The following is a 15,328-nucleotide window of genomic DNA, read 5'->3' as shown; positions in this document are numbered from 1 at the left end:
GGCTACTATTTCGAGACGAAGGAATTCCTAATGCGTCATGCCATTTTGCCGCTTTTGCTCGCCACGGCGGCCTGTGCACCAGTCATGACCGAGACCGGTATTGCCAGCACCGATAGGTCTGCGGGTGAAGGTTATGATCTGAATGCGCAATACGCCAAGCTGGCACAGATCGAGATGGATCCCGATACCAGCTATCTCAGCGAGGAAGAACGGCAGGTCGTCAATCTGCTGATCGATGCGAGCGGTTACATGGACGAAATTTATCTTCGCCAACGCTTTGCCGCCAATCCGGAAATCCGCCAGGCAATCAGCCGCAGCAGGATCGCAAATCGTGATGTGCTTCTCGCAATGTTCGATCGTTACTATGGCGCGTGGGACGATCTCGACGAATTTCATCCATTCTGGGGGACGGAAGAATTGCCCGAAGGGGCTGGCTTCTATCCCACCGATCTCACGCGCGCAGAATTCGATGCCTATCTCGCGGCAAATCCAGGCCAGCGTGACGAGCTGCTGAATCCCTATACGGTCGTGAAGCGCGACGGCGATCGTCTTGTCGCCGTACCCTATAGCGAGGAATATGCCGAGTGGCTCATCCCTGCGTCACGCCTGCTTGAACAGGCGGCTCAGATCACGACCAATCCCAGCCTCAAGAAATTCCTGGCCTTGCGCGCGCGGTCATTCCTGACCGACGATTATTTCGAAAGCGAAATGGCCTGGATGGATTTGAAGGACACGCCCATCGAAATCGCGATCGGCCCGTACGAAGTCTATACCGACAGGCTTTACGGCACGAAGACCGCCTTCGAAAGCTTCGTGACCTTGCGCAACCCCGAGGAAAGCGCCGCCTTGGCGAAGTACAAGAACTACCTCAGAGACATGGAAGCGAACCTTCCGATCGAGGATCAGTACAAGAACTTCCAGCGCGGGTTCGAAAGCCCCATTGCTGTTGCGGATCAGGTTCACGGCGGCGGTGATAATGTGCCCGGCGTCCAGACCATCGCTTTCAATCTGCCCAATGACGAGCGTGTGCGAGAAGCCAAGGGGGCCAAGAAGGTCATTCTGGCCAACGTGCTGGGCGCGAAATACGAGCGGATTCTCGATCCCATCGGGGACGTGGTCCTGAAACAGGATCAGTCGGCTCTGGTGGCCAAGAAATACATGGAGCTGTTTACGCTGTTCCATGAACTTTCGCACAGCCTCGGGCCCGGTACGATCACGGTTGATGGGCGTCAGACCACGGTAAACGAAGAGCTCAAGGAGCAATATTCGGCGCTGGAAGAGTCCAAGGCCGACGTGATGGGCATGTGGAACCTCATGTTCATGATGAAAAAGGGCGAACTGCCCATGTCGGAAAAGGAAAGCGCGCTCGCGAGCTATATGGCGGGGCTCTTCCGGTCCATGCGCTTCGGCATCGATGAGGCGCATGGCAAGGGCGCGGCGCTGCAGTACGGCTATCTCAAGGAAAAGGGCGCGTTCCGCTGGGACGCCTCATCCAATCGATATGTGGTCGATTACGCCAAGATGGAAACTGGCCTTCGCGACCTTCTGCACGACCAACTGATGTTGCAGGCACGCGGTGATTACGAGGGCACCAAAGCTTTCTTTGCCCGCTACGCTAAGCTCGACGATTGGGCCCGCGGCAGATTCGCCGCCATGTCGGACATTCCGGTAGATATTCAACCAATCTACCCGAACGAGGTATGAGGAAACGCGCCTGCCTCGCATCGGGGCAGGCGCATTCATCTCATTGTTTGGCGCCTGTCATAACGGCGCCGTTCTGGTGCAGGGTTACCGACGTGACTTCGCCGGCGGTATCACGGTTGAACTCGAGCTTCGCGTCCACGACCTTGAGGAAGAAATGGTCGGCCTTCTGCGCAAAGACCGGGAAGGCGGGCTGGTTGGTCGCCTGCGTCATCAATTGCTCGCCTTCGACCCAGAATTTCAGCATGAAGCCGGGCGCCAGCTCGTAGCTTCCCTCGTATTCGGCAAGTGTTTCCGGATCGACGGTGATCTCCGTTCGCTCGCTCGCCAGTTCGATTTCACCTCCGCGCGCGAGCGTAACCAGCGATTGCCCAAGCTTGTTCGCCGCCCCGCCGTTGATGTTGGCAAGAACCGCCACCGTGATGTCACGCTCGGGATCATGGGCGAGGAAAGCGTTGAAGCCCTCAATACCGCCGCCATGCCAGATGAGCGTACCATCCTCGTCTTCGGTTACAAGAACGCCCATCGCGTAGGATGAGCCGGGCATGGCTTCCACAGAAGGTGCCGTCATCAAGACGACCGTTTCGGGTTTCAAGAGTGCGCCGCCGAACAATCCGCGCTCCCATTTCAGCAGATCGTGCGTGGTCGAATACAAGGCGCCCGCACCACTCGGGATGCCCATATCGACATAATCGGCATTGAGCGGCCCGGTGCCCGAGGGAGAATAGCCGGAAGCGCGCTTCGGCACGATCTGGGCTGTAAGGTCTATCGCAGTGTCTTCCATCCCCAACGGCGTGAAAATTTTCTCCTCGACGAAGTCGCTGTAGGATTGGCCAGACACTTCCTCGATCACCGCTGCAAGCAGCAGATAGCCGGAATTGGAATAGCTCCATTTCTCACCGGGTACGAATTCCAATTCGCTACCGGCGAAACGAGCGATCATCTCATCCCGCGTGGTCGGAAGATATTTCCACTTACCAAAGTCATCGAAATCGGTGACGTTGGGGATGCCCGAAGTGTGGTTGAGCAAGTGCCTTAAAGTGATCGCGTTCCAGCTGTCCGGTGCGTCGGTCCAATAGGTGCCTACCTTCTCGTCGATGTCCAGCTTGCCGCGTTCCTGCAACATCAGGATTGCCGCGGCGGTAAATTGCTTGGTCACGGACCCGATGCGGAACTTGGTATCCGTACTGTTGGCAATATCCCATTCGAGATTGGCCGAACCATAAGCTTTGTCCAAAAGGATATCATCGCCGATCGCGACAAGAGCGGTCCCCATGAAGCTCTGATCCTCGGCTGATGCCGATACGGCCTGATCCATCCGGGCTGCGTCTTGTGCGGATGCAGATGGCGTGGCTAGGATCACCGCAACGGGTGCCATGGCCCAGGCGGTCAGGCGTAGTCTTTTCATCACTTCCTCCCTAGGTGACTTGCATAAGCAATACACCTTGGCGGCGCGAATTCAAGCCAACTGATCTTCGGTCGCGATTTGTGCTGAAGAATCCCGCAGGCAGCCGAGCGCCGCCATGAGACCAATTATTGCGGAAGCCCCATATCCAGCGAACGGCACGGGGTAGGGCGCGAGAAAGGAAGATCCCAGGAACGCGCCATAGACCAAGGCTATTGCACGCCGATCGGAAGTCAGGGCAGCCTCGCTCCTCAACAGGTAGAACAGCGGCGCAAGCAGCAACACCACCAAGCCGACGGCCTGAGTTGGTACACCCATTTCATGCCAGAGCATGGGAACGAGATATTCCACGAAAGGAACCGGGGAGAGGGAGGGCTGCTCCAGGAGAAAGCTGCCCACACCTATCGCCGCCCCGGTGACCGCCAAGCCCCATCTCGTTTCGTGGACCAACATCCACGCTCCGGCGGCGGCGGCAAGGGCATGGACAGCGGCAGCATCAGGTTGCAGTGAGGCCATCAGCAGGGCAGCCGCCAGAAAGGCCCAGCCCAGCTTGCCATCGCGCAATGCCGCCAAGGCGAGCAGTGGGATGGCTAGAAGGCCGGAGTTTAGCGTGAGCGGCCCGATCGGCAGCCAGCGGCTCACTCCGTCCAGTTGGGGGCCGGTGACCAGCGGCAGCGCGAGAATGGCGATGGCGAGGCCGCATAACAGCCTGGCGCTCGCCAGCGATCCGGCTGGACGAATGAAATGGATTGCCAACAAACCAATCAGAAATGCGGCGATATTGATCCACGCATAGTGCGCAGGCGCATCATGCCACCAGAAGATCAGCAATCCGCCAAGAATCGGAAAGGCGACCGTCCGCGCGAGCTCTAGGGTCCGCCGGATCGATCGCCTCTCGGTCATGTCAGTTTGTCGTCCTCAGACGTGGATGGCCTTGCCCTGTACGGCCATGGCCGCTTCCTTGATCGCTTCGGAATGCGTCGGATGGGCATGGCAAGTGTAGGCGATGTCTTCGGAAGTCGCGCCGAATTCCATGGCTTGGGCGGCCTGCGCGATCATCGTGCCGGCGACATTGTTGATGCACCACACACCTAGCACACGGTCGCTTTCCGCTTCGGCGATGATCTTCACGAAGCCGTCCGGTTCGTGGTTGGTCTTTGCGCGGCTGTTGGCCATCATCGGGAACTTGCCGACTTTGATCTTGGCCTTGTCGCCGCCCATCTTCTCGATGGCTTCTTCCTGGGTCAGGCCGACACCGGCGAATTCGGGCAAGGTGTAGACTACGCCCGGGATGATATCGTGATTCACGATCCCGGTCTGGCCCGCGATGTTCTCGGCGCAGGCGATACCTTCGTCTTCCGCCTTGTGAGCGAGCATGGGGCCAGGAACGCAGTCACCGATAGCCCAAACGCCGTCTACGGCAGTGCGGAAATCCTGCTCGGTTTCGATCTGGCCGCGCTTGTTGGTTTCAAGGCCGATGGTGTCGAGACCAAGCCCATCGGTGTTCGGACGGCGGCCGATCGATACCAGCACGCAATCGGCTTCAAGCGTCTCCGCTTCGCCGCCTGCTGCCGGTTCGAGCGTAAGAGAGGCAGTCTTTCCGTCGACGCTGCAGCCGGTGACCTTGGTCGACAGGCGCAGTTCCATGCCCTGCTTCTTGAAGATCTTTGCGGCTTCCTTGCGGACATCGTCGTCCATGCCCGGCAGCAGCTTATCGAGATATTCCACCACGATGACTTCCGCGCCAAGGCGGTTCCAGACCGAGCCCATTTCCAGCCCGATCACACCGCCGCCGATGACGACCATCTTCTTCGGCACGGCAGGCAACTCGAGCGCGCCGGTGGAATCGACCACCACGCCTGCGTCATTGTCGACCTCCACACCCGGCAGCGGGGTGACGGAGGAACCGGTGGCGATGATGATGTTCTTGGCGGTGACGGTTTCGTCGCCGACCTTCACCGTGTGCGCATCCTGGAAGGTGGCGTGGCCCTTTTTCCAGTCGACCTTGTTCTTCTTGAACAGGAACTCGATACCGCCGGTCAGACCCTTTACCGCGTCGCGGCGCTGGGCGTGCATCTGTTCGAGATTGAGGGTCGGCTTTACGTCGATTCCCATCTCGGCCATCGCGCCATTGGCGGCGGCATCGTAGAACTCGGACGCATGCAGCATGGCTTTGGAAGGGATGCAGCCCACGTTGAGGCAGGTCCCGCCCAGCGTCTCGCGGCTTTCGGCGCAGGCCGTTTTCAGGCCTAGCTGCGCAGCGCGAATTGCGGCGACATAGCCACCCGGGCCAGCTCCGATGACAAGGACGTCGTAGTCGTAGGAATGGTCGGCCATTCTAAACTCCGTTCGCCCCGAGCCTGTCGAAGGGCTGCACTTTCTTTTGGTCCGTCGCTCTCAAAAGAAGAGCAGGGCTTAGACAGGCTCAGCCCGAACGGGGGTAGGATTGCGATAACTTCTTAGAGGTCGATCAGCATCCGGGTGGGATCTTCGATCGCTTCCTTAATGATCTTGAGCGCGGTCACAGCCTCGCGGCCGTCGATCAGCCGGTGGTCGTAGGACAGGGCGATATACATCATCGGGCGGATGACGATCTCGCCATCGACGACAACCGGGCGATCCTCGATGCGATGGAGGCCGAGGACGGCACTCTGCGGCGGATTGATGATCGGGGTCGACATCAGCGATCCGAAGACGCCGCCGTTGGAAATGGTGAAGGTACCGCCCTTCATGTCTTCCATCGTCAGCGTTCCTTCCTTGGCACGCTTACCGAAGTCCGCGATGTCCTTTTCGATGCGCGCAAAACCCTTGTCCTGCGCGTCACGGATGACTGGGACGACGAGGCCATTGGGAGCCGATACGGCAACCGAGATGTCGACATAATCGTGATAAACGATCTCGTCGCCCTCGATATAGGCGTTGACCGCCGGTACGTCCTTCAGTGCAAGGCAGGCGGCTTTGGCGAAGAAGCCCATGAAGCCGAGACGGATGTCGTGCTTCTTGGCGAACATGTCCTTGTATTTGCCGCGCGCTTCCATGACGGCGCTCATGTCGACGTCGTTGAAGGTGGTGAGCAGCGCGGCATTGTCCTGCGCGCCTTTCAGACGCTTGGCGATGGTCTGGCGCATGCGCGTCATCTTGACGCGTTCCTCGCGGCGTTCGCCGGAAGCGGCGGGCGCAGGGGCAGAAGAGGCTGGAGCGGGAGCGGGGGCCGGGCTGTCACCCTTTGCTTTCGCAGCCGCAATTACGTCTTCCTTCGTGAGGCGCCCGTCCTTGCCGGTGCCCTTGATGGTCGACGGGTCAACGCCGTGCTCGAGCACGGCGCGGCGCACGGCAGGCGAGAGCGTCTGCGAGGCATCGCTGCCAGTAGCTTCCTTGGCCTGTGCAGGAGCGGCTTTCTCGACACCTGCGTCGGGTGCTTCTGCCTTGGGCTCGCTCGATGGAGCGGCGCCAGCGCCGCCTTCCTCGATCACTGCCAGCACAGCGCCCACTTCGACGGTATCGCCCACGGCGACCTTGAATTCCTTGATCACCCCGGCGATCGGCGATGGCGCCTCGACCGCAACCTTGTCGGTTTCGAGGCTGACGATGGGTTCGTCCACTGCGACGCTGTCGCCGACATTCTTGAGCAGCTCGCCGATGGAGGCTTCGGTAACGCTCTCGCCGAGCGTGGGGACTTTGACTTCGGTGGCCATGGTGTAATGTTCCTTTTCAGGCCTCAATCAGTTGCACGTGCTGGTGGCGGCGGAATTGTCGCCGTCATTCAGGCCGAGCGCAATGTTTACGAGTGCTTCCTGCTGAATCTGGTGGCGGCTGGCAAAGCCGGTGGCAGGTGACGCAGCGACTTCCCGACCGGCATAGCAGGGACGCATACCATCCTTGCCAGCCTTGGTGGCGGCTTCTTCGATCAGGCGATCGACGAAGAACCACGCGCCGTTGTTCTTGGGTTCTTCCTGGCACCAGACGATGGTTTCCAGATTGCTCATTCGCTCGAGGCGGGCGGCCAGCGGTTCCCCGGGGAAGGGATAAAGCTGTTCGATGCGCACGATCGAAACGTCTTCGAGCTCTGCTTCGTCACGGCGCTGCATCAGGTCGTAGGCGACCTTGCCGCTGCACAGGACGAGACGTTTTACCTTGCTGTCCTCGATCTCGGTCAGGTCGGACTTGATCCGCATGAAGTGGTGATCGTCCATGAACTCGCCGGCACTGGATTTCGCCAGTGGGTGGCGAAGCAGCGACTTGGGCGTCATGATGACCAGCGGCTTACGGAAAGACCGCAACATCTGCCGACGGAGAACATGGAAGTAGTTCGCCGGGGTGGTGATGTTGCAGACCTGGATATTGTCGTTCGCGCAAAGCTGCAGGAAACGTTCGAGCCGGGCGGAGCTATGCTCGGGACCCTGGCCTTCATATCCGTGCGGCAGCAACAGCACGAGACCATTGGCACGCAGCCATTTCACTTCGCCGGCGGCGATGAACTGGTCAATCATGATCTGCGCGCCATTGGCGAAATCGCCGAACTGCGCTTCCCACATCACCAGGCTCTTCGGATCCGCCATGGCGAAACCATATTCGAAGCCGAGCACGCCGTATTCGGACAGCGGGCTGTCATAAACTTCGAATTTGCCATGGGGAAGGGTCGACAGCGGAATATATTTGCGCTCGTCGGTTTGATCGGTCCAGACCGCGTGCCGCTGGCTGAAGGTGCCTCGGCCCGAATCCTGGCCCGACAGACGCACGCCGAAGCCCTCGGTCACAAGGCTGCCGAATGCGAGCGCTTCACCGGTTGCCCAGTCGAAACCCTCGCCGGTCGCGAACATCTCGCGCTTGGCATCAAGCACGCGGCCGAGTGTCTTGTGAATGGTCACATCGTCAGGAACGGTGGTCAGCGTGCGGCCCAGGCTGTCGAACAGTTTCTTGTCGATGCCCGAATCCACATTGCGTCGCGCTGTTTCCGGATCGGCAGGTTTGTTCATGCCTGCCCAGCGCCCGCCGAACCAGTCGGCCTCGTTGGGCTTGTAATCCTTGGAAGCGGCGAATTCTTCCTCGAGATGCGCGTTGAATTCCGCGCACAAGCCGTCGGCATAGCCTTGGTCAATCACGCCCTCTGCTTCGAGACGCTTCGTATAAAGCTCGCTCACCTTGGGGTGCTTGCGGATCTCGTCATACATCACCGGCTGGGTAAATTTCGGTTCGTCGCCTTCGTTATGGCCGAAGCGGCGATAGCACCACATGTCGATCACGATGTCGCGGCCGAAGGTCTGGCGGTATTCGATCGCCAGCTTGCAGGCGAAGGTGACGGCTTCGGGATCGTCGCCATTGACGTGCAAAATCGGTGCCTGGACACCCTTCGCCACATCGCTGGGGTAGGGCGAGGAGCGCGCGAATTGCGGGCTGGTGGTGAAGCCGATCTGGTTGTTGATGACGAAGTGTAGGCAGCCGCCCGTGTTGTAGCCGCGCACGCCCGAGAAGCCAAGGCATTCCCATACGATGCCCTGACCGGCAAACGCCGCATCACCGTGGAGGAGCACGGGAAGCACCTGCTCGTGCTTCTTGAGATCGTCCCGGATCGCCTGCTGCGCGCGGCTCTTGCCGAGCACGACCGGGTTCACCGCTTCGAGATGGCTGGGGTTGGGCACCAGGCTCATGTGCACATCGATACCGTCGAACGTGCGGTCGGTGCTTGTCCCGAGGTGGTATTTCACATCGCCCGAGCCGCCGACATCGTCGGGGTTCGACGAACCGCCCGAGAATTCGTGGAAGATGACCTTGTAAGGCTTGCCCATGACATTGGCGAGCACGTTGAGGCGGCCGCGGTGCGCCATGCCGTAGATGATCTCGCGCACGCCGAGCTGGCCGCCGTATTTGATCACCGCTTCCAGCGCCGGGATCATGCTTTCGCCGCCGTCGAGGCCGAAGCGCTTGGTGCCGACGTATTTCTTGCCGAGGAATTTCTCGTACTGTTCGCCGCGGATCACCGCAGCAAGGATGGCGCGCTTACCTTCCTCGGTGAACTGGATCGTATCTTCGGGTGTCTCGAATTTGTCTTGGAGGAAGCGGCGCTCCTCCGTGTCCGAGATGTGCATGTATTCTAGGCCGACCTTGCCGCAATAGGTTTCGCGCAAGGCCCGGTAGAGCTCGCCCACGGTGACCCATTCGAAGCCGAAGACACCGCCGACATAGACTTCGCGGTCTTCCTGACCCTGGAAGCCATGCCATTCGAGCGTCAGGTCTTCGGGCACATCGCGGTGCGAGAGGCCCAGCGGGTCGAGATCGGCAGCGAGATGGCCGCGAACGCGATACAGGCGGACCAGCAGCATCGCGCGGATGCTGTCGTCGGCGGCCTGCTCGATCGCCTTGGGATCGGCCGCCTTGCCGGCCTTTTCAGCTGCCTGTTTGACCGCGATCCGCATCTGCGTGGGATCGAGCGCCGCGGTCAGGTCCGCATCGCTGTCGACCACTTGCTGCAGCCAGTTGGGATTGCCCCAGCTCGGGCCCTGCTGCGGACCTTCCTGATCGCCCATCTCGGGCAGGAAATCGTGGCTCTCGTTACCCATCGGGTTACCTTTCGCGCCGACCCTCATGTCGGCTCATACTGCCAATGCCTAGGCGGCGCGGAAGGCTCCCGGGGAGGAGAAAACCTTTCCGCGCTGCGTGATCAGGCGAGTTCCTTCAGCATCGCGTCGAGCGTGGTGCCGAGTTCGCTGGGCGAGGGCGAGACGCGGATGCCCGCATCTTCCATCGCTGCAATCTTGTCGTCCGCGCCGCCCTGGCCGCCCGAAACGATGGCGCCAGCATGGCCCATGCGGCGGCCCGGAGGCGCCGTGCGGCCCGCGATAAAGCCGACCATGGGCTTCTTACGGCCCTTGGCGGCCTGTTCCTTAATGAAGGCCGCGGCTTCTTCTTCCGCGCTGCCGCCGATTTCGCCGATCATGATGATCGACTTGGTGTCGTCGTCGTCGAGGAAGAGGTCGAGCACGTCGATGAAGTTGGTGCCGTTGACCGGGTCGCCGCCGATACCGACAGCCGTGGTCTGGCCGAGGCCGACCATGGTGGTCTGATGAACGGCTTCATAGGTCAGCGTGCCAGAGCGCGAGACCACGCCGACGCTGCCCTTCTTGAAGATCGAACCCGGCATGATGCCGATCTTGCATTCGCCGGGCGTCAGCACGCCGGGGCAGTTCGGGCCGATGAGGCGCGATTTGGAGCCGGTGAGGGCGGCCTTCACCTTGACCATGTCGAGCACCGGAATGCCTTCGGTGATGGCAACGATAAGTTCCATCTCGGCGTCGATCGCTTCGAGAATGGCGTCGGCCGCGAATGGCGGCGGCACGTAGATGCACGATGCGGTCGCGCCGGTTTCGGCCTTTGCTTCCTTGACAGTGTTGAACTGCGGCAGGCCGATATGATCGGTACCGCCTTTGCCAGGCGTCACACCCGCAACCATCTGCGTCCCGTAATCGAGAGCCTGCTGCGTGTGGAAGGTGCCGGTGTTGCCGGTCATCCCCTGGGTGATGACCTTGGTGTTCTTGTCTACGAGGATGGACATGCGCTGTTCCTATTGCAGGATGTGAATGACGGGCGAAGTAGCACCGGTCTCGGGATGATGGTCATGAGCGACGTAGATGGCGGCAGGATGGTCGTTAATATCGATCCGCCATGCCGCGATCGGGGTTTTTGGATCCCATGGGATCGAGTTTGCTTCGCCAATGCGACCTACGAACCAAGCATGAAGCTCGGCAACTGAGTACTGCGTTGAATAGACCGAACAGCTTGCTGCATCATCACCCTTGCGAGGCCAAGTCGTCATGACAACGGTTCGTTGGTCGTCAGAAAGCCAACCGCCTTCAAGCTTGGTCCAACCGGCAGCCGCAAATTCGTTTTCAGGCGACGTTATCGACATGTCAAGTAGTACACATGCGTTCAATATCGGCTTCAGGTGCAAGTTCAGAGGGGTCAGCTCTGCATTCGCACCGTTCGCCGCTGTGAGCGCAAGGATGATGGCGGACGTCAGCATTATGCCAGCGAACTATCCAACCCCTTACAGGCCTCCAGCAGTTCCTCGACCGCGTCGGTCGAGACCTTGAGGTTGCTCTTCTCTTCGTCCGACAGTTCGATCTCGATCACTTCCTCGGTGCCGCCCGCGCCGATCACGGTGGGGACGCCCACATAGAGGCCGTCGAGGCCGTACTTGCCTTCGACATAGCTAGCGCAGGGCAGGATGCGCTTGCTGTCGCCCAGATAGGCTTCGGCCATGGCGATCGCGCTGGTGGCCGGGGCGTAATAGGCCGAGCCGTTGCCGAGCAGGCCGACGATTTCGCCGCCGCCCTTCCGGGTCCGGTCGACGATTTCGTCGATGCGGCCCTGATCGACGCCCTTGATCTTGGCGAAGTCGTTGACCGGGATGCCGTTGATGGTGGTGTAGCTGGTGACGGGCACCATGGTGTCGCCGTGGCCGCCGAGGACGAAGGCGTTCACGTCCTTCACCGAGACATCGAATTCCCAGGCGAGGAAGGTGGCGAAGCGCGCGCTGTCGAGTACGCCGGCCATGCCGACGACCTTGTTGTGCGGCAAGCCGGAGAATTCGCGCAGCGCCCAGACCATCGCATCGAGCGGGTTGGTGATGCAGATCACGAATGCGTCGGGCGCGTTGTTCTTGATCCCTTCGCCGACCGCCTTCATCACCTTGAGGTTGATGCCGAGCAGGTCGTCGCGGCTCATGCCGGGCTTGCGCGGCACACCGGCGGTGACGATGATCACGTCGGCGCCGGCGATGTCTGCATAATCGTTTGAGCCGGTGATCTTGGCGTCGAAGCCTTCGACGGGGCCGCACTGGCTGAGATCGAGCGCCTTGCCCTGCGGCATGCCTTCCGCGATGTCGAAGAGGACGATGTCGCCCATTTCCTTTTTCGCGGCGAGATGGGCGAGCGTGCCGCCGATCATGCCGGAACCGATAAGCGCGATCTTCTTGCGTGCCATAGGGGGATGCGTCCTTTACGAGCCTCGCGGGACGGTGATGTCTGGACCGCTATGGCGCGACGCCTGTCCCGCGTGGGTGCGCGCGCCCGGTGTTCGGACTGCGACCTAGGCCTGCGAAAAAGGGATTGCAACCTCTAACGGACTGACCTTGCAAACTATCTTTGCAAATGGTTTGCAGTAGCAATAAACCCGTCGGGCTGTGGTTATACCTGTCAGACGCCCAGGCCGAATGGTCGTTCCGGATTCGGTGCGAACTGCGAAGCGTCGACCACACGCTGGGCGTGGTCGCCTGTCGCCCGTTACAGTTCCGATCAACCCAGGAGGCGGGTTTCCGGCACGCTGCGGGCAGCTTCGAATTGGGCCGCGGCGCGCGCATCCAGCTCGCGGCAGATACCGAGCCAGTAGCGGTAATCCTCGTCATGCGCTGCTGCTGCAGCGGCGGAGGCATTCCCCAAGGCGATTTTGGCGGCGCGCAGGCCATGGGCGGCGAAATGGCGCAGAGCGTCCTGTGTGGTGTCTTTCATCCCAAGAAATATCCCGTCGTGATCGTTGGCTGCGAGCTTAAGCGGCGCACGTTTCAGGATTCTTGCAATCGGCGAATTCGCCGCGTTGCGCGCGGGCGCAAATCGAAAGGGCATCGACCGTGAAACTCCCCTGTCCTGCCGGTCCCCACCGGCATTCCCCATGCCAGCGTGTTTACCCATGATCGCCTAACCGCGGGTTCCTCAGCATGCTTTCGAGACCGTTTACGATTGGGAGGCGCGGGTCCTTCCGATGCCAGTTACTGCCAAGCTCGGCCCCAGAACTTGTCAGCGTGGAGGCGGGCACTTAAAGGCGCGCAGATCAAGGGGCGGGCCGAACGGTCCGGCCCTGCAGAATTCGCCTGCAGCCCAGTTTTGAGGGGCAAGGCGGCTTCAAATTTCATCGGAGCTTTCGTGTATAAATACCTGTTATTCGTTTCTGTTTCCGTTCTCTCCGTATCGGCCCAGGCTCAGAATTCCACCGAGGATGCACTGGCCGAAATCGTGGCCGCGCAAGATGAGGTGATCGAGGAGGATGACCCACTGGTCACCGCGCCGGGCAATGAAGGCTATCTCCCGCTCACGCAGGCCATCACTGTTACGGCAAATGGGCTCGGTACGGATATCCGCAACACCGGTCAGGGAGTCAGCGTGATCGACAGCGCAGAAATCGACCGGGTGCAGGGCGCCGACCCGACCCGCGTTCTGCGCCGGGTTCCGGGGCTCTCGCTCGCTCGCAATGGCGGGATCTGCGGCGTGACGGGCGTCAACATCCGCGGCGCGAATGCCGAGCAGGTTCTCGTGTTGGTCGACGGAGTGCGCGTCTCCGATCCTTCTTCGCCAGCCGGTGGCTTCGACTTTGGCAATCTCCTCACCGGCACGATCGACAAGTTCGACATCCTGCGCGGGTCCAACAGCACGATCTGGGGCTCCGATGCGGTGGGCGGCGTGATGGACATTTCCACCCGCACGGAAACAGGGGCGCGCGGCAGCGTGGAATACGGCGCGCGCGACACGCTTTTTGCCAGCGCCTCGGCCGGAGTCGATGATGCCGGGGTCTATTATGGGCTCACCGGCTCATGGTTCTCTACCGATGGCTTTTCCGCCGCGGCCGACGGGACCGAGAACGACGGCTTTCGCCAGCTCGCGCTCGGCATGGTCACCTTCGTCGATCTGACCGACAGTCTCGAAGCCTTCGCCCACGCCAATTTCAGCGAGGGCGACCTTGAAATAGACGGATTTGCATCCGCGCCCCCCTATGGGCTGGTGGACAGCGCCGACACGCAGAAGACCACGCGCCACTGGGGCGATGTCGGTCTTGCCTATTATGGCAACGACCTGACCCTGCGCGGCAGTTACAGCATGGCCGACACCGAGCGGACGAACCGCGATGGCGAGGGGCTGGAAACCTTCGCCAGCGACGGCCACAGCCAGCGCCTCGCGCTGCGCGGTGAATATCGCCTCTTGGGCGGCCTTGTCGCGGCATTCGGCGGCGAGCACGAGTGGAGCGACTATCGCACCAGTTCCGACGGAACGGCCGAGGTCGAGACGACCGGCGCCTATGCCCAGCTCGGCTGGGTGATGGGGCCGCTGGCGGCGCATGTCGGCGGCCGGGTCGACGATCACGAGGATTTCGGGACCGAAGCCACCTTCGGCGGCGATGTCAGCTATCGGATTGGCAGCGACCTGCGTCTGCGCGCCAGCCTGGGCGAGGGATACAAGGCCCCGACCCTCTTCCAGCTCTATTCCGATTACGGCAACCAAGAGCTTGAGCCGGAGCAGAGCACCAGCTTCGATCTCGGCATCGAGAAGGGACAGCGCGAGGCGGGCCTCTATCTGGCGCTCACGGGTTTCCGCCGGGATAGCGACAATCTCATTGGTTATGTCTCCTGCTTCGGTGCGGGTGCGCCCGCGACCTGCACGCCCGGCCAGTTCGGCGTCTATCAGAATGTCGGCCGGGCACGCGCGCAGGGTCTCGAAGCGGAGGCCGGTGTTGACGTGATCGAGGGTCTGCGCCTGTCTGGCGTCTACAGCTTGGTCGACAGCGAAGATCGCGAGACCGGCCTCGACCTGGCGCGGCGGCCCCGTCATTTCGGCACGCTGTTTGCCGATTACCGGACCGGCTTCGGCCTCGATCTGGGCGCGGACCTGCGGATCAGTGGTTCGCGCTATGACGATCCCGCCAACCTCACGCGCCTCGATGGCTATGAGATCCTCGACCTGCGCGCCTCCATGGCGTTTGGCGAAAGGCTCGAGCTATTCGGCCGCGTGGAAAACGTCTTTGACGCCGAATACCAGACGGTTGCCGGTTACGGCACTGCTGGGCGCGGCGCCTTCGTCGGCGTGCGGGCCAAGATGTAATAGCTCGCCGGGGGCCTCGCGCTCCCGGCACTTGCCGCCTCGCGGGCCGTTTCCCTGTCATGGACAGAGAAGCCCTCGTCGCGGAATGGTTCGAGCTGACCCGGGTCCGGATGCCCGCCTGCGCGTCCGCTCGGGGCTGGCCGGTGCGGTTCGATCACTGTTTCCAGCGCATCCTGCTCGACAATGCGGTGGGCGCGAAATGGACCAAACACATTGCCGCGCCGGCCTACAAAAAAGCACCCGACCGGGTGCTGAAGGACGCCGTAAAGCTAGGCAAGGATTGTCTTGCGGGGAGGACGGATCTGGCCGCGCTCAATCGCAACTCTCTGGAATGGCGGGGCAAGCTCTGAAGGCCTGCCCC

Annotated in this window: 12 protein-coding genes; 3 read left to right on the top strand and 9 right to left on the bottom strand. The window is 61.2% G+C overall.

The features are described 5' to 3' along the window. Window positions 1-30 precede the first annotated feature (30 nt). Window positions 31-1,704: a dipeptidyl-peptidase 3 family protein gene (locus tag K3175_RS02245; protein ID WP_221541746.1), complete on the top strand. Its 1,674-nt coding sequence runs from the start codon at window positions 31-33 to the stop codon at window positions 1,702-1,704. Between the two features lie 40 nt (window positions 1,705-1,744). On the opposite strand, the gene K3175_RS02240 is transcribed toward K3175_RS02245, so the two are convergent. From K3175_RS02240 to K3175_RS02200, 9 genes are all read right to left on the bottom strand, one after another. After that, a complete protein-coding gene (locus tag K3175_RS02240; protein WP_221541745.1) occupies window positions 1,745-3,109 on the bottom strand; it encodes a serine hydrolase in 1,365 nt (454 codons plus the stop codon). 51 nt (window positions 3,110-3,160) lie between these two features. Continuing rightward, window positions 3,161-4,009, bottom strand: a complete 849-nt coding sequence (locus K3175_RS02235; protein WP_221541744.1) for a hypothetical protein — start codon at window positions 4,007-4,009, stop codon at window positions 3,161-3,163. A gap of 15 nt (window positions 4,010-4,024) precedes the next feature. Further along, entirely contained in the window at window positions 4,025-5,443 is a 1,419-nt protein-coding gene (lpdA, locus tag K3175_RS02230; RefSeq protein ID WP_221541743.1) for a dihydrolipoyl dehydrogenase, read from the bottom strand. 122 nt (window positions 5,444-5,565) lie between these two features. Further along, window positions 5,566-6,801: a 2-oxoglutarate dehydrogenase complex dihydrolipoyllysine-residue succinyltransferase gene (gene odhB, locus K3175_RS02225; RefSeq protein WP_221541742.1), complete on the bottom strand. Its 1,236-nt coding sequence runs from the start codon at window positions 6,799-6,801 to the stop codon at window positions 5,566-5,568. Between the two features lie 27 nt (window positions 6,802-6,828). Beyond that, window positions 6,829-9,663 (bottom strand): 2-oxoglutarate dehydrogenase E1 component, encoded by a 2,835-nt coding sequence (locus tag K3175_RS02220; protein WP_221541741.1) that lies wholly within the window; start codon window positions 9,661-9,663, stop codon window positions 6,829-6,831. A gap of 101 nt (window positions 9,664-9,764) precedes the next feature. Continuing rightward, window positions 9,765-10,655 (bottom strand): succinate--CoA ligase subunit alpha, encoded by an 891-nt coding sequence (gene sucD, locus K3175_RS02215; RefSeq protein WP_221541740.1) that lies wholly within the window; start codon window positions 10,653-10,655, stop codon window positions 9,765-9,767. A 9-nt stretch (window positions 10,656-10,664) separates the two neighbouring features. Further along, window positions 10,665-11,123, bottom strand: coding sequence for a hypothetical protein (locus K3175_RS02210; RefSeq protein ID WP_221541739.1), 459 nt, complete (start codon window positions 11,121-11,123; stop codon window positions 10,665-10,667). Then, window positions 11,123-12,085, bottom strand: a complete 963-nt coding sequence (mdh, locus tag K3175_RS02205) for a malate dehydrogenase (RefSeq protein WP_221541738.1) — start codon at window positions 12,083-12,085, stop codon at window positions 11,123-11,125. Before mdh ends, K3175_RS02210 begins: the two co-directional genes overlap by 1 nt. Window positions 12,086-12,396: 311 nt before the next feature. Next, window positions 12,397-12,609 (bottom strand): hypothetical protein, encoded by a 213-nt coding sequence (locus tag K3175_RS02200; RefSeq protein WP_221541737.1) that lies wholly within the window; start codon window positions 12,607-12,609, stop codon window positions 12,397-12,399. A gap of 411 nt (window positions 12,610-13,020) precedes the next feature. On the opposite strand from K3175_RS02200, the gene K3175_RS02195 reads away from it, so the two are divergent. Together K3175_RS02195 and K3175_RS02190 are read left to right on the top strand one after the other, a co-directional pair. After that, window positions 13,021-14,967: a TonB-dependent receptor plug domain-containing protein gene (locus K3175_RS02195; RefSeq protein ID WP_221541736.1), complete on the top strand. Its 1,947-nt coding sequence runs from the start codon at window positions 13,021-13,023 to the stop codon at window positions 14,965-14,967. 59 nt (window positions 14,968-15,026) lie between these two features. After that, a complete protein-coding gene (locus K3175_RS02190) occupies window positions 15,027-15,317 on the top strand; it encodes a GCN5-related N-acetyltransferase (RefSeq protein WP_221541735.1) in 291 nt (96 codons plus the stop codon). Window positions 15,318-15,328 lie beyond the last annotated feature (11 nt).

This window comes from Qipengyuania aestuarii (genome assembly GCF_019711535.1).
Classification (GTDB): domain Bacteria; phylum Pseudomonadota; class Alphaproteobacteria; order Sphingomonadales; family Sphingomonadaceae; genus Qipengyuania; species Qipengyuania aestuarii.
The sequence above is the reverse complement of the archived record's forward strand: the minus strand, read 5'-3'. Positions and strand labels throughout refer to the sequence as shown.